Raw genomic sequence first — 19,368 nt, forward strand, 5'->3', positions numbered from 1 at the left:
GTTGTCGGGCTGAAGCCCGACCCACGGAGAGCTTTTGTGGGTCGGGCTTCAGCCCAACTGCGGTGAGAACGATCAGGCGATGTCGGGGATGCTTGCCACGCCGGCCTCGATCGCCACCTTGTGTGCCAGCGTGCGCGGCAGGAGGCGCGCGAAGTAGAACGTGGCGGTGTCGCGCTTGGCCTGCTTGAACGCGGCCGGATGGTTGCCGGCTTCGGCTGCTGCCACGCTGCGCGCCCAGAAATAGGCCAGCGTCACGTAGCCCGAGTACCACAGGTAATCCACTGCGGCGGCGCCGAGCTCCTCCGGGTTGGCCTGCACGCGGCCGGCGAGTGCGAGCGTGAGTTCGCCCCACTGCTTGACCGCGGCGCCGAGCGGCGCGATGAACGCGGCAAGCTTGGCGTCGCCGGCATGCGCCTTGCAGAACGCGCCGATCTCGCCGGCAAAATGCTTGAAGCCCACGCCCTGCAATTGCAGGATCTTCCGGCCCAGCAGGTCGGCCGCCTGGATGCCGGTGGTGCCCTCGTACAGGGTGATGATGCGGGCGTCGCGCACGAACTGCTCCATGCCGTTCTCGGCGATGTAGCCGTGGCCACCGTAGATCTGCAGCGCTTCCTTGGTGGCTTCCTGTGCGATCTCGGTGACAAAACCCTTGGCGATCGGGATCAGGAACGCCACCAGTTCACTGGCCTTTTGCCGGGCAGCCTCGTCGCTGCCGCGCGCCTCGATGTCGGTCTGCAGTGCGGTGTAGTAGAGCAGCGCGCGCGAGCCCTCGACGAACGCGCGCTGGGTCAGCAGCATGCGCCGCACGTCCGGCTGCACGAGGAGATTGTCGGCGACCTTTTCCGGCAGTTTGGCGCCGGAAAGGGAGCGCCCCTGCAGCCGTTCGCGCGCGTAGTTCAGGCTGTTCTGCCATGCGCGTTCGGCCAGCGCGAGGCCTTGCACGCCCACCGACAGGCGCGCCGCGTTCATCATGGTGAACATCGCGGCGAGGCCCTTGTGCGGCTTGCCGATCAGATACCCGGTGGCACCGTCGAAGTTCATCACGCAGGTCGCCGAGCCGTGGATGCCCATCTTGTGCTCGATCGCACCGGGGTAGGCGTTGTTGCGGGTGCCGAGCGCGCCGTCGGCGCCCACCATGAACTTGGGCACGATGAACATCGAAATGCCGCGGCTGCCGGCCGGGGCGTCAGGCAGGCGCGCCAGCACCAGGTGCACGATGTTCTCGGCCAGGTCGTGGTCACCGGCGCTGATGAAAATCTTGGTGCCGGTAATCGCGTAGCTGCCGTCGGCGTTCGGCTCGGCGCGGGTTTTCAGCAGGCCGAGATCGGAGCCGGCCTGCGGCTCGGTCAGGCACATCGTGCCGGTCCAGCGGCCGGCGACGATCGGCTTCATGTAGGTTTCCTGCTGTGCCGGCGTGCCGTGCAGCTCCAGCGCGTGGCAGGCGCCTTCGGACAGCAGCGGGTACAGGCTCCAGCCGAGGTTGCCGGCCTGGAACAATTCAGTCGTGGCAATGCCCATGACGCCCGGCAACGCCTGTCCGCCGAATTGCTCCTTCGCGGTGAGGCCCGGCCAGCCGCCGTCCACGAACGCCTTGAACGCCTGCTTGAAGCCCTTGGGCGTGGTGACGCTGCGGCTGTCCTTGTCGAAATGGCAACCCTCGGCGTCGCCCGCTTCATTGGTCGGCGCCAGCACTTGCTCGGCAAGTTTGCCGGCTTCCTCGAGCACCGCGTCGAGCAGGTCGCGGGTGTGTTCGCCGCCGCCCTGCAACTGGGTCAGCGTGGCTTCGGCGCCGAGCAGGTCGAACAGGGCGAAGCGCTGGTCGTCGGTGGGTGCGTGGTAAAGGGTCATGAGCGTGTCTCCTGGACGGGCTTGGGTCAGCGGAACGTGTTGGCGACACCCGGTACGGGTGACAGCCAGTCGTGGCCGCTGAAGGGAAATTCGCGGGGCTTCGTTTGCTGCTCCGGCTTGGCGGTGGTGCTGCCGTCGATGCGGTAACCGAGCGCGCCGGCGCTGCCTTTGGCGGCAACTGCTGCCAGCGCCTTGACCATGGGGGGCGTGGGCAGCACGTCGAGCGGCACCACGTCGCTGGCAAATGCCGGAATGTCGCGCTGGAACGTTGCATGCAGTCGCAGCGGGACCAGCTCCGCCACCTGCAACTGGCCGTCGAGCGCAGTGAAATCCATGCCGGCATAACTGTTGTTCTGGATGCGCAACGTGAGGTGCCACATGCCGTTGGGCGCGACCACCAGTTGCTGCACGCTGAGGGTCGGCGGAAACACGCTCTTGCGCGGTTTGCCGCAGGCAACCAGTACCGATGCGAGAAGCACGAGCGCGAGATAGCGAAGCAAGCGGGGCATGGACTCACCTCAAACGATTGTTTGAATATTGGCCGCGCGTGGGCACCTCGTCAATGCCGATGCGTTCCGCGCCGCCGGCGGAGCAGGCATCATGGTGCAACCTTTCCCGCGCCCGCACGCCATGCCCCGCCGCTTTGTTGCCCATCGCTCGCCCATCCACGGCACCGGCGTCTTCGCCTGTGCGTCGCTGCGCAAGGGCGAGGAAATCGTCCAGTACAAGGGCCGGCTGATGACCCACGCCGAAGCTGACGAGGCGTACGGCGACGGCGGCGAAAGCGGTCACACCTTCCTGTTCACCTTGAACGACACCTACCTCGTGGACGCGAACCGTGGCGGCAATACGGCGCGCTGGATCAACCACAGCTGCGCGCCCAATTGCCGCGCGGTGGTGGTCGAAAGTGCCAGCCACGACCCGCGCCGCGACAAGGTGATGATCGAGGCGTTGCGTGCGATCAAGGTGGGCGAAGAACTCACTTACGACTATGGCATCACGCTCGACGTGCCGCACACTGCGCGCCTGCGAAAACTTTGGCAGTGCCGGTGCGGCGCGCCGAACTGCATCGGCAGCATGCTCAAACCCGGGCGTTGAGCGCGGTCGCCGGCGCGTGGCGTGTCATGCATGAGCCCTTGACGCCATCGCATCTTGGGCGATCGGCCCGCAAGTCGCCGTTGGGCATGACGCCATTACACTCGCGCCATGTCGTCGCTGTCTCCCGATCCCGCTGGCGCATCTCGCCCGGACATGCGCCCGGCGCAAGTGTTGTTGAACTCGCCGCTGGCCGCGGCTCCGCGCATGCTCGGCTATCAGGCGTGGCGGCGTCCGCGCCCGCCGATGGCGTGGCAGCGGGTAATTGCCTGGGTCGGCAGCTTGCTGGCGCAACTGGTGTTCCTGTTTGCGTTCGTGCTCGGTCCGGCCTATGAGCCGCCGCCGGCGCAAGCGGTGCCGCCGGCCAAGATGCAGGTGCGGTTTGTTGCAGTGCCCGACGTGACGCCGCCCAAGGGTGAGGTGCCGCGCAAGATTGGCCCGGTGCACCGCGGCAGCGCCGCCGCACCAGGAGCTACCAGTGCGGCGGCGCGCGCGTTGCCGGCAAGGGCTCCGCTGGCGCCGGCCAAGACCGCTGCCGCACCCAAGCCGACGCCAAGCCTGCCTCAGGTGGCGGCGGATCTTTCGCCGGTGCAGGTCAGCGCGCAGACGCCCCCGATTGCGCTGCCAGTACCAACCGTGCAGCCGCCGGTGCCACCCAAATTCCAGCCCAAGCCGTTGCGTGCGCCACAGGCCGAGGGCAACCAGCCGATTCCACCGCCGCCGTCGCTGGCGCTGCCTGATGTGCCGACGCCTTCCGCGCCGAAGATGGCGATACCCACCCCGGCACTGGATCGCATTGCACCGCCCGCACCGCGGCCCATGCTGGCGCCGGCCATGGCGGTCGCATTGCCGCCGGCGGCGCCGGAGGCAACCTTGCAGGCGGTACCGGTCGCTGCGCCCAAGGCGCCCACCGTGAACCTCGACGCCACTGCGCTCAACAAACCCTCGATGCCGGCACCGCAACCGCTCGCCAAGCCGCAGGCGCCGAAACTCGATGCGCCGATCGAGGTGCCACCGGCGGCGATCCCCACCGTGACGCCAACGGCGCCAGCCATCGCCGCCCCGGTGCAAGCCACGGTCAAGCTGGCGCACGACGCCGGACTCGGCCACGTGGAGCAGGCAGTGGCGCCGGTGGCTGCGGTGAGTCGTGCCGAGCCGGCCGCCGGGTCGCCCACCGCCGCCGGCAGTGCCAGCGACGTCAGCAGTGCGCCCAACGCCAACGCGCAGGGCCGCAACGACGCGGTGCCCGGCGTTGCGCAAGGCACTGCGCAAAGCGTCGCTGCTGGCCAGCGTCCCGCTGGTGGCAGCGTACCGAGCGGTGCCGGGCCGGGCTCACCATCGGGCAGCAAATCCGCATTGGCCAGCGGCGTGCCCGATTACGTGCAGCTCAAGCCGACCGGCGATGCCACGATCATGGAGCACAAGATCAAGGGCATTGGCTACAAGCCCACGCAGTTCGACCCGTACTGGACGCCGGAAGGCGAAAGTTCGGTGGATACCGCGTTGCGACGTGCCGCCGAAAAGACCACGATCAAGCACACCTTTCACCTGCCACGTGGCATTCGCATCGAATGCAGCGTGATGCCGTTGGTACCGGTGGCACTGCTCGGTTGCAAGAACCCCGATCCGCCGCCTCCGCCGCAACCGCAAAGACTCTACGACCGCTTGAATCAGCCATCACCCGAAGGCGGTGCGGTGCCGCGCACTGCAACGCCCGCGCCATCGGCCAGCGCAGCCAAGCCAGGTGCGCCGGTGGAACTCGGCAATGCCGCGCTGTGCGCTGCGGCGCGCGTCAGCGGCGGTCCGCTGCCACCCGGCTGCCCACCGCCGGACACGCCGTCGACGATGAAACCGGTGCACCCCGCGAATGCATCGAGTTCATGGGCTCCCGCAAGCGATCAGTTCCACTAAAAAATCGACATCTGCGGTGCGTGCCACCGAATGTCTCTGGCAGCGGCGCCCGTGCGGCGACGTCGACGTTTCTCACCCGCACCGACCTGCGCCGCAACCGCAAGGAACGTTTCGCACCGCGGACAGGTCTCACGTACCGTCCACGGTTGGCATCAGATCATCGGTGCCGTCTTTCAGCTGTTGCGCAGCGTCGCCCGAGTCCCTTGCCCGCGAGGCGCTGCATCGGGAGGGAAGTATGGATGCGATCAGCCGCTTCACCGCGCGTTACGCCCAAGGCCGCGAGGAGGAGATGTCGATCGACGACTATCTCGCCTTGTGCAAGACCGATCCGATGGCCTACGCCACGGCATCCGAGCGCATGCTCACGGCGATCGGCGAACCGGAGATGATGGACACCCGCAACGATCCGCGGTTGTCGCGCATCTTCGCCAACAAGGTCATCCGCCGTTATCCCGCGTTTTCCGAGTTCTACGGCATGGAGGAGGCGATCGAGCAGGTGGTCGCGTTTTTCCGCCATGCGGCGCAGGGCCTGGAGGAGCGCAAGCAGATCCTGTATCTGCTCGGCCCGGTCGGCGGCGGCAAGAGCTCGATTGCCGACCGCCTGAAGTACCTTATGCAAAAGGTGCCGTTCTACGCGCTGAAAGGCTCGCCGGTGAACGAGTCGCCGCTGGGCCTGTTCGACCCGGTCGAGGATGGCCCGGTGCTGGAAGAGCAGTACGGCATCCCGCGCCGGCATCTGCATCGCGTGCTGTCGCCATGGGCGGTGAAGCGGCTGGAGGAGTTCGGCGGCGACATCCGCAAGTTCCGCGTGGTGAAGCGCTACCCGAGCATCCTGAAGCAGATCGCCATCGCCAAGACCGAGCCCGGCGACGAGAACAATCAGGATATTTCGAGCCTAGTCGGCAAGGTCGACATCCGCAAGCTGGAAAACTTTGCGCAGGACGACACCGACGCCTACGGCTATTCCGGCGGTTTGTGCCTGGCCAACCAGGGCCTGCTGGAATTCGTCGAGATGTTCAAGGCGCCGATCAAGGTGCTGCATCCGTTGCTGACCGCCACGCAGGAAGGCAATTACAAAGGCACCGAGGGTTTCGGCGCGATTCCGTTCGACGGCATCGTGCTGGCGCACTCCAACGAAAGCGAATGGACGGCGTTCCGCAACAACCGCAACAACGAGGCGTTTCTCGACCGTATCTATATCGTCAAGGTGCCGTACTGCCTGCGGGTGTCCGAAGAGGTCAAGATCTATGAGAAGCTGATCCGCGAATCGTCGCTCGGCGATGCGGTATGCGCGCCCGGCACGCTCAAGATGATGGCGCGCTTTGCCGTGCTCACGCGCCTCAAGGAGCCGGAGAACTCCAGCCTGTTCAGCAAGATGCAGGTGTACGACGGCAAGAATCTCAAGGACACCGACCCGCGCGCAAAGAGCTATCAGGAGTACCGCGACTACGCCGGCGTCGACGAGGGCATGACCGGCATCTCCACGCGATTTGCGTTCAAGATCCTCTCGCGCGTGTTCAATTTCGACAGCGCCGAGGTGGCGGCCAACCCGGTACACCTCATGTACGTGCTCGAACAACAGGTGCAGCGCGAGCAGTTCCCCGCCGAGCTGGAAACCAAGTACATCGGTTTCATCAAGGAGTACCTCTCGCCGCGCTATGCCGAGTTCATTGGCAAGGAAATCCAGACGGCGTATCTGGAAAGCTATAGCGAGTACGGGCAGAACATCTTCGACCGCTACGTCACTTATGCCGATTACTGGATCCAGGACAACGAATACCGCGACACCGACACCGGCGAGGTGTTCGACCGGGTGGCACTGAACGCCGAGCTGGAGAAGATCGAAAAGCCGGCCGGCATCGCCAACCCCAAAGATTTCCGCAACGAGATCGTCAACTTCGTGCTGCGTGCACGCGCGAACAACCAAGGTCGCAACCCGAGCTGGACCAGCTACGAAAAGATGCGCGTAGTGATCGAGAAGAAGATGTTCTCGAATACCGAGGAGCTGCTGCCCGTCATCAGCTTCAACGCCAAGGCCAGCGCCGAGGACGCGCGCAAGCACGAGGATTTCGTCTCGCGCATGGTGGCCAAGGGCTACACGCCCAAGCAGGTGCGTCTGTTGTGCGAATGGTATTTGCGCGTACGCAAGAGCAGTTGAGCCATTCACCGTGCCAAGGGAGGTAGGGAATGGCTGTACAGATCATTGATCGCAGGCTTTCGGGTCGCAACAAGTCGGTCGGCAACCGTGAGCGCTTCATGCGTCGCTACAAGGCGCAGATCGCGGAAGCCGCGCGTCGGGCAGTGTCCAGTCGTGGCATCCGCGACATCGAGCAATCCGAGTCGGTCAGCATCCCGCGCAAGGACATCAGCGAGCCGACGTTTCACCACGGACGCGGCGGCGTGCGCGACACGGTATACACCGGCAACAAGGATTACGTGCGCGGCGACACCATCGAACGCCCGCAGGGCGGCGCCGGTGGCCGCGGGTCGCAAGCCAGCAACCAGGGCGAAGGCGAGGACGACTTCACCTTTACGCTGAGCAAAGAGGAGTTCATGGAGCTCTTCTTTGACGACTTGGAATTGCCGCGCCTGATGCGCACCCACGTCGGCGACCATCGGCAGTGGAAGACGCGCCGCGCGGGGTTCAGCACCGATGGGACACCGCACAATCTCGCCGTGGTGCGCACGATGCGCCAGGCGCTGGGGCGGCGCATTGCGCTGGCAAAGCGGCCCGGCCGCGAGCTGGCGGAGATGGAGGCGGCGCTAGCCGCGCTGGTGGCCAAGGGTGAAGACGATGGCGATGCGGCGCACGCGCTGCGGCAGCAGATCAAGGTGCTGCGCGAGCGCCTGCAGCATATGCCGTACATCGACCCGATCGACCTGCGGTTTCGCGCGCACACGCGGGTGCCGGTACCGATCACGCGCGCAGCCATGTTCTGCGTCATGGACGTTTCCGGGTCGATGGATGAGGCGCGCAAGGAGCTCGCCAAGCGCTTTTTCATCCTCTTGTACCTGGTCCTGACCCGGCATTACGAAAAGATCGACATCATCTTCATCCGCCACCACACGCAGGCGAGCGAGGTCGACGAGAACACATTTTTCCATGCCACCGAAAGCGGCGGCACCGTGGTCAGCAGCGCGCTGGAATTGCTGGCGCGAATCATCGCAGCGCGCTACCCGGCGGGTGAGTGGAACCTCTACGTGGCACAGGCCAGCGACGGCGACAACTTCCCCGGTGACAGCGACGACTGCAGCCGGCTGCTGGCGGAGACGATCCTGCCGCAGTTGCGTTACTTCGCCTACGTGCAGGTGGCCGAAGAGGAGCAAAACCTGTGGCAGGCGTACACCGCGCTGCAGGCGCAGTTCGACAATTTCGCGATGCGCAAGGTGGGTGCCCCGAACGAGATCTACCCGGTGTTTCGCGAGCTGTTCCGCAAAGAGGGGGTGGAGACATGAACCCCATCCTGTACCCCGCCATCGAACGGCGGGTGGGAGAAGACCCGCGTGTGGTGGCACGCATGGGCGAACGGCGCCGCCAGGAGGTGCCGCGCGAGCCGTTGCCGGCCGGTGAGCGCCCAGCTCAGCCGCTGCCCGACCCCAGCGATTGGACGTTCGACCTGATCGAGCGTTACCACAAGGTCATTGCCGAGACAGCGCGCCGGTTTGGCTTGGACACCTACCCGAACCAGCTCGAAATCATCAGTTCCGAGCAGATGATGGATGCCTACTCCAGCGTCGGCATGCCGGTGAATTACCGCCACTGGAGTTTCGGCAAGGCGTTTCTCGCCACCGAACGCAATTACCGGCGCGGGCACATGGGGCTGGCATACGAGATATGCATCAACTCCAACCCGTGCATCAGTTACCTGATGGAGGAAAACACCACCGCGATGCAGGCGCTGGTGATTGCCCATGCGGCGTATGGGCACAACAGTTTCTTCAAGGGCAATTATCTGTTTCGCATGTGGACCGACGCGTCGTCGATCATTGATTACCTGGTCTATGCGCGCGATTACGTGGCGCGTTGCGAGGAGCGCCACGGCTACGATGCGGTCGAGCAACTGCTTGATTCTTGCCACGCGCTGGCCACCGTGGGAGTGGACCGCTATCGCCGCCCGGCCAAGCGTTCGCTGGCGCGCGAACTGGCCGAGCGCGAAGAGCGGCGGCGGTATGCGCAGCAGCAGGTGAACGACCTGTGGCGCACCTTGCCGACGCGGTCGGACAAGGAAGGGGCGCCGGCGGAAGACGAGCGCTTTCCGCGCGAGCCGCAGGAAAACGTGCTGTATTTCATCGAGAAGAACGCGCCGCTGCTGGAATCCTGGCAACGGGAAGTGGTGCGCATCGTGCGCAAGATTGCACAGTACTTCTACCCGCAGCGCCAAACCCAGGTGATGAACGAGGGCTGGGCCACGTTCTGGCATTACACGTTGATGAATGCGCTGTATGACGAGGGCTATCTGACCGACGGGGTGATGCTCGAATGGCTTTCCTCGCATACCAACGTGGTGTATCAGCCACCGATTGACCACCCGGCGTACAACGGCATCAATCCTTACACGCTGGGATTTTCGATGTACCGCGATATCCGCCGCGTGTGCGAGGCGCCGACGGCCGAGGACAAGCGCTGGCTTCCGGACCTTGCCGGCTCGCCGTGGTTGCCCGCGCTGGATTACGCGATGCGCAACTTCAAGGACGAGAGTTTCATCGACCAGTATCTGAGCCCGAAGCTGATGCGCGACCTGCGTTTGTTCGCGATCCACGACGACGAAAACGAGCCAACGCTCACGGTGGGCGCGATCCACGACGAAGAGGGTTATCTCGAACTGCGCCAGATGCTTTCGCGCCAGTATGACGTGGGTGTGCGCGAGCCGAACATCCAGGTGTGGAACGTCAACCGTCGCAGTGACCGCTGCCTGACCCTGCGCCATGTGCGTTATCGCAACCATCCGCTGGCCGACGACACGCGCGAAGTGCTCAAGCACGTCGCGCGGTTGTGGGGTTTCCCGGTACGGCTGGAGAGCGTCGATGCCGACGGCAACGGCGAAGTGGTGCTGGAGGTGCCGGCCCCGGATGCGGCGTGATCGGCGCCTGGCGGACAGTAACTTCGCGAAGAGCGTTGTCGGTTGGTGCCGTTCAGAACAGCCGCAAAAACTCCTTCATCAACGGCAGCCGGCGCACGCGCACCGCGCTGACCCGGAAGATGGCGTTGGCGAGCGCGGGGGCCGCCGTGGGCATGGCGAGAAAGCTCGCGCCGGTCGGCGGGCGATCGGCGCCGGCAACGATCACCTCCACCGCGTTTGGCAGCTGCGCCATGTTGGCGAGCGGGTAATCCTTCCAGTGGCGCTGCTGGACCTTGCCGTCCTTGCAGGTGATGGCAAGGTTCATGGCGGTGGACAATGCATCGAGTGTGGCGCCGGCCACCTGACCCTGCAGGCCGAGCGGATTCACCACGCGGCCAACGTCGACCGCGCATACGGCACGCTCGATGGTGAGCACTTCGCCCTGGCGCGAGACTTCCAGCGCGTGCGCCACATACGCGCCATCCATGTGCCAGCAGGCGATGCCCAGTCCGTTCACGCTGCGCAGCCAGTCTTTCCAGCCGATGCGGTCGGCCACTTGTTGCAGCACATTGCGCAGGCGGCCGACGTCAAGCGTGGCGCCGTTGCCCAGCGGCACGTTGCGGGGCGCACCCAGCAGGCGCATGCGGGTGACCAGCGGATCTTCGCGCGATGCGTGCGCGATTTCGTCCAGGAAACTTTCCACTGCAAATGCGTTGGCGAGGTGCGGCATGGCGCGATACGGACCGCGCGGCAGCGCGGACTGCAAGGCATACCAGTCGCTGCGGCAGTTGGGCACGAGGCCGGCCGGCAACTGATTGGCGGCGACTTCGCTGGTCCACAGGTGGTCGGCGGGTACGCCGCGCCCGTCGAGTGCGGAAGCGCTGGCCATGCGCTGGGTCCAGCCGACGATGCGCCGCTTGCGATCCAGTGTGGCGCCGAGCTTGTGCACGCAGGCGGAGCGGTAATAGTCGTGGGTGAGGTCCTCGTCGCGCGTCCACAGCAAGCGGATCGGCTTGCCCGCCGCCTTGGCCAGCAGCACCGCCTCGGCGACGTAGTCGTGATCCAACCGGCGCCCGTAGCCGCCGCCGACGCGCGGCACGCGGATCTCGATCTTGTCCGGCGGCAATCCGGTCAAGCGTTGCACCACCGCATAGGCGGCTTGCGGGGCTTGCGTGGGCACTACCAGCCGCGCGTGATCCTGTTCGATCACGGCCAGGCAGTTCATGGTTTCCGGGCAGGCGTGCGCCAGCCAGGGCTGGTAGTACGTGGCTTCAAGCCGACGCGCGGCGCGTTTGCCGGCCTTGACCACGTCGCCGTCGTCGCGCACGCGCGTGGTGGGTGCGGCGTCGCCACCGAGCAGCGCGTTGGCCTGCTGCTCAAACGCAGTGCTGTCGGCGGCCGTGGCCTTGCCGGGGTTCCAGTCGCAGGCGAGCTTGGCGCGGCCTTCCAGTGCTGCCCAGGTGTTTTCCGCCAGCACCGCGATGGCCGGCGCGCCGACAGTTTGCCCCGGCGCCTGACCGGGCTCGGGGCGCAGCTGCATGACCTTGACCACGCCCTTGACGGCCAGCGCCGGCGCAGTGTCGATGCGGGCGAGTGAGCCGTCGGGCCACGGGCAGTGCAGCAGCACGGCGACCAGCTCGTCCGCCTCATAGTGGTCGATGGTGTATTTGGCCTGCCCGGTGACGATGGCATGCGCATCGACATCGCCCACCGGTTTTCCGATCAAGGTGTAACGGTCGGGGGTTTTGACCGGCGGCGCCTGCTGCGGCAGGTCGAGCTTGCTGGCGTCGTCAGCCAGGCTGCCGTAGGTGACGCGACGACCGTCGGGGGCGATCACCGTACCGGCTTCGCAGCGCAGGCGGTCGGCGGCAACGCCGAGCCGGCGCGCGGCAGCCTGGGTGAGCAGCCAGCGGGCGAGGGCGCCGGCCTGACGCAGATCGCCCCATGCGGCGGGGATCGAGTCGCCGGTGCCGCCGCGCTGACGACCATACGTCCACTGCGGCTTGCCGTTGTCGCCAGCGCCGACGCCGAGGCCGAGCTGCACCACGCTGACGCGGTTCCAGTCGGCGTCCAGCTCGTCGGCAACAATCATCGGCAGGGCGGTAGCGACGCCGGTGCCGGTCTCCGGGTCACGCGCGCCGACCAGCACATTGCCTTCCTGGTCGATGCGCACGTAGGCGCCCAGCTCGTGAAAATGGTCGCCCAGCCATTGCGGCGGCAACGGTGGTTCACCGGCGTCCGCCATGCGCACCCCCACCACCAGCGCACCGGCGGTGCCGGCGATGATCTGCAGAAAACGCCGGCGTGAAAGCTGGATACCGTTTGCGGTTGGGTGACTCATGCGTGCGCGGCCATGCTTGCGGCCGCGCGCTTGATCGCGGCGCGCACCCGCGTCTGGCAGCCGCAGCGGCAGGTGTTGGTGAGCTGGTCGATGTCGGTGTCACCCGGGTTGGGCTTGTGGCGCAAGAGATCGACGCCGGCCATCAGCCAGCCGGGTGTGCAGTAGCCGCAACCAATCGCGTCCTCGTCGATAAAGGCCTGCTGCAGGGGGTGCAGCGAGCCATCCCTGCTGGCCAGTCCTTCGACGGTGGTGACGTGCTTGTGCGCAAGCTTGGCCATCGGCACGGTGATGGCCGGGACGAGACGGTCGTTCACCAGCACCAGGTCGGCCCCGTTCTCGCCGTGCGCGCCACCGTATTTGGTGCCGGTCAGGCGCAGGGTGTCGCGCAGATACCACAGCAACGGCTGTTGCGGATCGCCGGTGTGGCGGAAGGCTTCGCCGTTTACCATGAGGTCGATACCGGCGCGCGCGGTGGCGGGCGTGATGCTGCCTTCGGGTGTCGTGGGCACGCCGTGGGCCTGGGCGCTCGCCATGCGGAATCTCCTCGAATTGATCGCGCGCATTGAGGCATCGCCGCGCCCAAGGTGGGGATGCGCGGCGCTGAATGGCGCGCAAAAGGAACGATTGCCCGCAGGTGGGCTGCCCTTGAAGTGCCCATGACGCGAGCTCGGCGGCTACCGGGGAGCAAGTGGCTTGGCCACGCCGACGCAGCCCGATTCCGGGCTGGCAGTGAGCGCGGGGTCGTCAGGGTGGTGACCAGCAAGGTTGGTCGACAGCTTGCGCAGGGTGGTCACGTCGGTGCTCGGGTGGGGGGGGGGACGAGTGCTTGCCCCTTTCGCTGCGCCGCACGCCGTCGGCCTCCCGCTGGTGACTGGCGATGCGTTGCCGGGCAGGCGTGTGTCCGTCGGGCAGGACGTTGATCGTTGCAGACAAAGTGGTGTCTTGTGCGTGGAAGTGCGCAGGGGCGCAGGCTGGGTGCCCCGGCCGACGCGCACGATGGCATAGGGCGGCCCACGCGACCCGGAATGGGCCGCCGGATGATGCATGCCATGCCGGCAAGGCTGTGCGTCGGTGGCCCGCGTTCGTCTGCAACAGACGCCTAAACGTCCATAAATCAAGCGCGTTGCCCATCTTGCAATTGTTTTGCCGCAGCGCAACACTCGCGGGAATCTTTTCCCCGCAACCATGGCCCGATCGACCGTGACCTTGAACGCCCCCGCGCCGCTTGCCGCGGACGCCCCCTGGATCGTGATGAAGTTCGGCGGCACCAGTGTCGCCACCCTGCCGCGTTGGCAGAACATCCTGAAACTGGCTGCCAGCCGCCGTGCCGAAGGGGCGCGCGTGCTGGTGGTGGTTTCCGCGCTGTCCGGCATTACCGATGCGCTGAAACAGCTCAGTGCCGAGGGCGACGAGGGCAAACGCAAGGCGGCGGCCGGCGCGATCGCGCAACGCCACCAGACACTCTTGGCCGACATGCAACTGGACATGCCGGAAACCCTCGGTGCGCGGCTGGCCGACCTGGCAAAGCTTGCAGCCGCAGGCCCGGCGCAGTCGGGCGAGCTGGCATGGTCGGCGGCGGTGCAGGCGCACGGCGAGCTGATGTCCAGCGCACTCGGCGCGGCGTTCCTCACCCATGCCGGGCTGCCGACGCGGTGGGTGGACGCGCGTGAATGCCTCGCCGCCTTTGCGCTGCCCAACCAGAACGAGCGCACGCGCGTGCTGTCGGCGATGGTGGACGCGAAGCCCGATCCAGTATTGGCTGCACGGCTGGCCGGGCAGGGCGAGTTGTTCATCACCCAGGGTTTCATCGCGCGTGATGCGGAGGGCCGCACGGTGCTGCTGGGCCGTGGTGGTTCGGATACCTCGGCGGCGTATTTCGGCGCGATGCTGCGTGCCCTGCGGGTGGAAACCTGGACCGACGTGGCCGGCATGTTCACCGCCAATCCGCGTCAGGTGCCCACCGCACGCCTGCTGCAGAAACTCGACTACGAGGAGGCGCAGGAGATCGCCTCCACCGGCGCCAAGGTGCTGCATCCGCGCTGCCTGTCGCCGCTGCGCGAACCGCGCGTGCCGCTGCTCATCAAGGACACCAACCACCCCGAGCTCGAGGGCACGGTGATCGGCCCGCAGGTGCGCGAGCATGCGCGCAGCGTCAAGGCGATCAGCGCGCGCAAGGGCATCACCCTGGTGTCGATGGAATCGGTCGGCATGTGGCAGCAGGTCGGTTTTCTTGCCGACGTGTTCGCCCAGTTCAAGAAGCACGGGCTGTCGGTGGACCTCATTAGTTCGGCCGAAACCAACATCACGGTATCGCTCGACCCGACCGAGAACCTGCTCGATTCGGACGCGGTCGCGGCGCTCGCCTCGGACCTGGCCAAGGTCTGCCGGGTGAAGGTGATCGCGCCGTGCGCGGCGGTGACCCTGGTCGGGCGCGGCATGCGTTCGATGCTGCACACGCTGTCCACCGTGCTGGCCGAGTTCGACCAGTTGCGCGTGCACCTCATCTCGCAGTCGTCGAACAACTTGAACCTCACCTTCGTCGTCGACGAGGACGTGGTCGACACGCTGGTGCCGCACCTGCATGAGCTCCTGATTTCCGCAGGGGCCCTGCGCGCCGACGACAACGCGCTGTTCGGCCCGAGCTGGCAGGCACTCTACGGTGCCGGCGAACCGGTCAGTGCCACCGTGTGGTGGCGCCACGTCGCCGAGCGCGCACGGCTGCTCAAGCTTGCCGCGCAAGGCACGCCGCGCTACGTCTACCACCTGCCCACGGTGCGTCATCAGGCGCGTGCGCTGAAGGCCATGTCCGCGGTCGACCGCTGGCATTACGCGGTCAAGGCCAACACCCACCCGGCCATCCTGCGCGCGCTGGTGGAGGAGGGCTTCGCCTTCGAGTGCGTATCGCCCGGCGAGCTGGATGCGGTGGCGAAAGTGGTGCCCGAATCGGTGCCGCTGCTGTTCACGCCGAACTTTGCCTCGCGCGGGGATTTCGAGCGCGGCCTGGCGACGCGCGCCACGGTGACGCTCGACGCGCTGCACCCGATGGAGCACTGGGGCGAGCTGTTCCGCGGTCGCGAGATTTCCCTGCGGCTGGATCTCGGCCGTGGCCTCGGCCATCACGAAAAGGTGCGCACCGGTGGCGCGGGCTCAAAGTTCGGCCTGCCGCTGGATCAGCTCGATGAGTTCCTGCGCCTGGCCGATGCGCATGGTGTCACCGTGCGCGGCCTGCACGCGCACTTGGGCTCCGGCATCCTCGGCGCACGCCACTGGGGCGAGGTGCACAGCCAGCTCGCGAGCATCGCCGACCGCATCGGCAGCATCGCGTTTCTCGACATCGGCGGCGGGCTCGGCGTGCCCTCGCACCCCGGCGAGACCCCGCTCGACATGGCCGAGCTGGACGCCGTGCTGCGCCAGGCCAAGGCGGCCTACCCGCATTACCAGTTGTGGATGGAGCCGGGGCGGTTCCTGGTGGCCGATGCCGGCGTGCTGATCACCCACGTCACCCAGACCAAGGGCAAGGGCGCCTGGCGCTACCTCGGCGTGGACACCGGCATGAACAGCCTGATCCGCCCCGCGCTGTACGACGCCTGGCACGAAATCGTCAACCTCACCCGGCTGGACCAGCCCGGCACCGGCCTGTTCCAGGTCGTCGGCCCGATCTGCGAATCGGGCGACATCCTCGGCAGCGACCGCCGCCTGCCCGAGCCGCAGGAGGGCGACGTGGTGCTGATCGCCCAGGCCGGCGCCTACGGCAAGGTCATGTCCTCGCCCTACAACCTGCGCGGGGAGACGGAAGAGGTGGTGCTGGAGGATTGACGTTTTCGCTTGCTCGCCCGCAGGGGCGATGCCCGTGCGGCGTGCTCGCGAAGGTGCAAGAAGGGCGTGTCCATGAAGCGCATGCATGTCGACCGGGCGTGGGGCTTGCGATCCGGTTCGACCGACGCCGAACAAAAGCTCTGGCGCCAGTTGCGCAATCGCCAGTTGCAAGGCTGGAAATTTCGCCGGCAACACCAGCTCGGTTGCTACATCGTCGACTTTGCCTGCCCGGATGCCGGCTCGGTCGTGGAGCTGGACGGCAGTCAGCATGAAGTACAACAGGTTTACGACGACGCGCGCACGCACAAGCTGCAATCCTTTGGCTACCGCGTGCTGCGTTTCTGGGACAATGACGTATTGACGACTATTGAAGGCGTGCTTGAGGTGGTGCTGGGGGCTGTGGCCAGCCCGGCCCCTCACCCCAGCCCTCTCCCCGGAGGGGAGAGGGAACATTCCGCGGAGATCGACCTGTGACCACTACCCAACCGCGACTGACCCAGACGTTCCGCTTCCTCCATGCGCGTTACGCCGATGGCGTGGCCGAGCTGGCATATGCGTTTGACGATGGTGCGCCGCTCATCGAGCGCATCCGCTTTCCGGATGCGCCATCGTTGTCGCCGGAGCGTCGAGCCGCGTTCGATGCGGCGCTGAAGCTGCTGCACCTGGTTGCCGGCGTCAGCTACTACAAGGCTGGCGTGCCGCCGAAGATCGAGCTGCTTGATGGCGCACTCGATGCCGACACGGCGGATTTGCTCGATGCGCTGTACCTGCACGGCTTGGCCGAGTTTGCGTACCGCAACCATCTCGATCTGCGCGGCCGCATCCAGTTCCCGCGCGCGGCTTCCTCGTCCACCCGGAGTGAGGGGGCGCGAGCCCCCGCGCTCGACCTCCCTGCGCGCACTCTCGTTCCGATTGGCGGGGGCAAGGACTCGCTGGTGGCGGTGGAAGCGATCAAGGCCATCGGCGGCGAAGCCACCGCGGCATGGGTCGGCCACTCCGACCTCATTGCCACGTGTGCCGCGGCGACCGGCTTGCCCACGCTCAACATCGGGCGCGAGCTGGCGCCGGAGCTGTTCGAGCTGAACCGTCTTGGCGCGTGGAATGGCCACATTCCGGTGACCGCGGTGAACTCGGCGATCCTTGCCGTGGCCGCCATTCTTTACGGCTACGACTCGATCGCGTTCGCCAACGAGCGTTCGGCCTCGGCGGCCACGCTTGAATACGATGGCCAGCAGGTCAACCACCAGTGGAGCAAGGGCAGTGCCTATGAGCAGCGCTTTGGCGCCTGGCTGCACGCGCATGTGGCGGCCGACCTCGATTATTTCTCGCTGCTGCGACCGTTCTCGGAGCTGGCGATCACCCGTGCGTTTGCGCGCCTCACGCCGTACTTCGACGTGTTCTCCAGCTGCAACCGCAACTTCAAGTTGATCGGCCCCAAACCTGCCGACCGCTGGTGCGGGCAATGCCCAAAATGCCACTTCGTGTTTCTGGCCCTGGCGCCGTTCCTGCCCAAGCCGCGCTTGTTGTCGATCTTTGGCCGCAACCTGCTGGACGATGAGACCTTGGCCGACGGGTTCGATGCATTGCTGGAGTACCACGAGCACAAGCCGTTCGAATGCGTGGGCGAGGGCGCCGAGGCACGCGCTGCGATGTATGCGCTGAGCCAACGGCCGGAGTGGAGCGAGGATGCGCTGGTCGCGCGCTTCCGCGAAACCATCCTGCCGCAGCTCGGCGTGGCTCAGCTCGCGCTCGAACCGTGGCTTGAGCCAGCCGCCGAGCATCATGTGCCCGCACGGTTTCAGGGTGCGCTGAAGGCCATTGGTTGATGCGCATTGCCGAGCTTGCCGGCCGGCGCGTTGCGGTGTGGGGATTTGGCCGCGAAGCGCGCGCGGCAATCCACGCGATTCGCGTGCAATTGCCCGGATTTGCGCTGGCGGTGTACTGCCGCGAAAGCGAAGCCGCTGCGGCACAGGCGTTTGACGCGACGCTCAAGGTCTACGCGCACGAACCCGAAGCCGTCGCGCTTTCCGCCTACGACGTGGTGGTGAAGTCGCCCGGAGTGTCGATCTACAAGCCGGCCATCGTTACCGCGCAGGCGCAGGGCACGGTGTTCACCTCCGGCACCGCGCTGTGGTTTGGCGATCACCCGGATGCGCGCGTGGTGGCCGTCACCGGTACCAAGGGCAAGAGCACCACGACCTCGATGCTGGCGCACCTTGCGCGCAGCCTTGGCGTGCGTACCGCGCTGGCCGGCAACATCGGCATGCCGCTGCTGGAACTGGACGACCAGACTGCCGACCTGTGGGTGATCGAGCTGTCGAGTTTCCAGACAGGTGACGCCGGCCCGGTCGAGCTGGGGGTCGTCACCAGCCTGTATGAGGAGCATCTTGACTGGCACGGCAGCGCCGAGCGTTACGTGGCCGACAAGCTGAAACTGGCCGACGTGTCGCGCACGCTGCTGGTCAACGGTTTGCAGCAGAATCTCCTGGCGCACACCGCGGACCACGTGCAGCGCAAGTTGTTTGGCGTGGCCGAAGGGTGGCACGTCGCAGGCGACGCGATCCGCTGCGGCGCGGAGCGGGTGTTCAAGCTCGCCGACCTGCCGGCGCCCGGCGTGCACAACGCGCTCAATGCGTGCGCCGCGCTGACGGCGCTGGAACTGCTCGGTTTCGACGCCCGTGCGGCGGCACCGGCACTGGCCAGTTTCCACCCGCTGCCGCACCGCCTGCAGGGGCTCGGTACGCGTGACGGGCTGGATTGGGTCAACGATTCGATCAGCACCACGCCCAAGGCCACCCACGCGGCGATCGACAGCCTGGCCGGACGCGAGGTGACCGTGATTGTCGGCGGTTTCGACCGCGGGCTCGATTGGAGCGATTTCGTCGCCGCATTCAAGGATCATGCGCACCTGCGCATCGTTGCGCAGGGCGCGAATGGGCCGCGCATTGCGCAGGCGCTGCGCACGGCGAAAGCTACCGTACCGCTCGGCGAGGCGGAGGACTTTGCCGACGCGGTGGCGATGGCGCGCACGGTCACGCCCGCCGGCGGTGTCGTGCTGCTTTCGCCCGGCGCGCCAAGCTTCGACGAGTTCAAGAACTACGCCGAGCGCGGGCGCGTGTTTGCCGAACTGGCCGGCTTCGACGGCACCGCCATCGGCGGCATCGAAGGCCTCGGCGTGGCGTAACGACGGATGGATGACGGGCGTCCGCGCGCCCCGTGATTGCCGCTGCTTTGCGACCGGATGAGGGAGCGCCGGTCGCGCGGGCCAACGCGCGCGGGCACTCCGCGCGGGTAAGG

Annotated in this window: 13 protein-coding genes; 9 read left to right on the forward strand and 4 right to left on the reverse strand. The window is 66.5% G+C overall.

The genetic code is table 11. The features are described from left to right. Positions 1-72: 72 nt before the first annotated feature. Both AC3WP6_RS06105 and AC3WP6_RS06110 read right to left on the reverse strand, forming a co-directional pair. Entirely contained in the window at positions 73-1,848 is a 1,776-nt protein-coding gene (locus tag AC3WP6_RS06105) for an acyl-CoA dehydrogenase C-terminal domain-containing protein (protein WP_492626901.1), read from the reverse strand. Positions 1,849-1,874: 26 nt separating this feature from the next. Beyond that, positions 1,875-2,357 carry a hypothetical protein gene (locus AC3WP6_RS06110; protein ID WP_492626902.1) on the reverse strand — a complete coding sequence of 161 codons (483 nt, stop codon included), beginning with the start codon at positions 2,355-2,357 and terminating at the stop codon, positions 1,875-1,877. 121 nt (positions 2,358-2,478) lie between these two features. On the opposite strand from AC3WP6_RS06110, the gene AC3WP6_RS06115 reads away from it, so the two are divergent. The 5 genes from AC3WP6_RS06115 (at position 2,479) to AC3WP6_RS06135 (ending at position 9,935) form a co-directional block, all read left to right on the forward strand. Further along, on the forward strand, positions 2,479-2,946 hold the full coding sequence (locus AC3WP6_RS06115) for an SET domain-containing protein (protein ID WP_492628644.1): 468 nt from the start codon (positions 2,479-2,481) through the stop codon (positions 2,944-2,946). 153 nt (positions 2,947-3,099) lie between these two features. After that, a complete protein-coding gene (locus AC3WP6_RS06120; RefSeq protein ID WP_492626903.1) occupies positions 3,100-4,854 on the forward strand; it encodes a hypothetical protein in 1,755 nt (584 codons plus the stop codon). A 235-nt stretch (positions 4,855-5,089) separates the two neighbouring features. Beyond that, positions 5,090-7,012, forward strand: coding sequence for a PrkA family serine protein kinase (locus tag AC3WP6_RS06125; RefSeq protein ID WP_492626904.1), 1,923 nt, complete (start codon positions 5,090-5,092; stop codon positions 7,010-7,012). Between the two features lie 29 nt (positions 7,013-7,041). After that, complete coding sequence (locus AC3WP6_RS06130; protein ID WP_492626905.1) at positions 7,042-8,310, forward strand: YeaH/YhbH family protein; 1,269 nt, start codon at positions 7,042-7,044, stop codon at positions 8,308-8,310. Further along, the gene (locus AC3WP6_RS06135) at positions 8,307-9,935 is read left to right on the forward strand and encodes a SpoVR family protein (RefSeq protein ID WP_492626906.1); all 1,629 of its coding nucleotides are present in this window, start codon (positions 8,307-8,309) and stop codon (positions 9,933-9,935) included. The genes AC3WP6_RS06130 and AC3WP6_RS06135 overlap by 4 nt, the downstream gene beginning before the upstream one ends. Positions 9,936-9,987: 52 nt before the next feature. Here the strand turns inward: AC3WP6_RS06135 and AC3WP6_RS06140 are convergent, their stop codons facing one another. After that, positions 9,988-12,255, reverse strand: coding sequence for a xanthine dehydrogenase family protein molybdopterin-binding subunit (locus AC3WP6_RS06140; protein ID WP_492626907.1), 2,268 nt, complete (start codon positions 12,253-12,255; stop codon positions 9,988-9,990). Continuing rightward, positions 12,252-12,788, reverse strand: coding sequence for a (2Fe-2S)-binding protein (locus AC3WP6_RS06145; RefSeq protein ID WP_492626908.1), 537 nt, complete (start codon positions 12,786-12,788; stop codon positions 12,252-12,254). Before AC3WP6_RS06145 ends, AC3WP6_RS06140 begins: the two co-directional genes overlap by 4 nt. 667 nt (positions 12,789-13,455) lie before the next feature. Between AC3WP6_RS06145 and AC3WP6_RS06150 the strand changes: the two genes are divergently transcribed. The 4 genes from AC3WP6_RS06150 (at position 13,456) to murD (ending at position 19,255) form a co-directional block, all read left to right on the forward strand. After that, on the forward strand, positions 13,456-16,071 hold the full coding sequence (locus AC3WP6_RS06150; protein WP_492626909.1) for a bifunctional aspartate kinase/diaminopimelate decarboxylase: 2,616 nt from the start codon (positions 13,456-13,458) through the stop codon (positions 16,069-16,071). Between the two features lie 72 nt (positions 16,072-16,143). After that, entirely contained in the window at positions 16,144-16,545 is a 402-nt protein-coding gene (locus AC3WP6_RS06155; protein ID WP_492626910.1) for an endonuclease domain-containing protein, read from the forward strand. Next, positions 16,542-17,897, forward strand: a complete 1,356-nt coding sequence (gene murL, locus AC3WP6_RS06160) for a UDP-N-acetyl-alpha-D-muramoyl-L-alanyl-L-glutamate epimerase (RefSeq protein ID WP_492626911.1) — start codon at positions 16,542-16,544, stop codon at positions 17,895-17,897. Before AC3WP6_RS06155 ends, murL begins: the two co-directional genes overlap by 4 nt. Continuing rightward, positions 17,897-19,255 (forward strand): UDP-N-acetylmuramoyl-L-alanine--D-glutamate ligase, encoded by a 1,359-nt coding sequence (gene murD, locus AC3WP6_RS06165; RefSeq protein ID WP_492626912.1) that lies wholly within the window; start codon positions 17,897-17,899, stop codon positions 19,253-19,255. Before murL ends, murD begins: the two co-directional genes overlap by 1 nt. Positions 19,256-19,368 lie beyond the last annotated feature (113 nt).

Source organism: Rhodanobacter sp. FW106-HT46G03, from assembly GCF_058789895.1.

Excerpts from the sequence above, each read along its gene's own strand:
- AC3WP6_RS06105 (WP_492626901.1), bottom strand. The coding sequence starts at position 1,848 with ATGACCCTTTACCACGCACCCACCGACGACCAGCGCTTCGCCCTGTTC.
- AC3WP6_RS06110 (WP_492626902.1), bottom strand. The coding sequence starts at position 2,357 with ATGCCCCGCTTGCTTCGCTATCTCGCGCTCGTGCTTCTCGCATCGGTA.
- AC3WP6_RS06115 (WP_492628644.1), top strand. The coding sequence starts at position 2,479 with ATGCCCCGCCGCTTTGTTGCCCATCGCTCGCCCATCCACGGCACCGGC.
- AC3WP6_RS06120 (WP_492626903.1), top strand. The coding sequence starts at position 3,100 with ATGCGCCCGGCGCAAGTGTTGTTGAACTCGCCGCTGGCCGCGGCTCCG.
- AC3WP6_RS06125 (WP_492626904.1), top strand. The coding sequence starts at position 5,090 with ATGGATGCGATCAGCCGCTTCACCGCGCGTTACGCCCAAGGCCGCGAG.
- AC3WP6_RS06130 (WP_492626905.1), top strand. The coding sequence starts at position 7,042 with ATGGCTGTACAGATCATTGATCGCAGGCTTTCGGGTCGCAACAAGTCG.
- AC3WP6_RS06135 (WP_492626906.1), top strand. The coding sequence starts at position 8,307 with ATGAACCCCATCCTGTACCCCGCCATCGAACGGCGGGTGGGAGAAGAC.
- AC3WP6_RS06140 (WP_492626907.1), bottom strand. The coding sequence starts at position 12,255 with ATGAGTCACCCAACCGCAAACGGTATCCAGCTTTCACGCCGGCGTTTT.
- AC3WP6_RS06145 (WP_492626908.1), bottom strand. The coding sequence starts at position 12,788 with ATGGCGAGCGCCCAGGCCCACGGCGTGCCCACGACACCCGAAGGCAGC.
- AC3WP6_RS06155 (WP_492626910.1), top strand. The coding sequence starts at position 16,144 with ATGAAGCGCATGCATGTCGACCGGGCGTGGGGCTTGCGATCCGGTTCG.
- murD (WP_492626912.1), top strand. The coding sequence starts at position 17,897 with ATGCGCATTGCCGAGCTTGCCGGCCGGCGCGTTGCGGTGTGGGGATTT.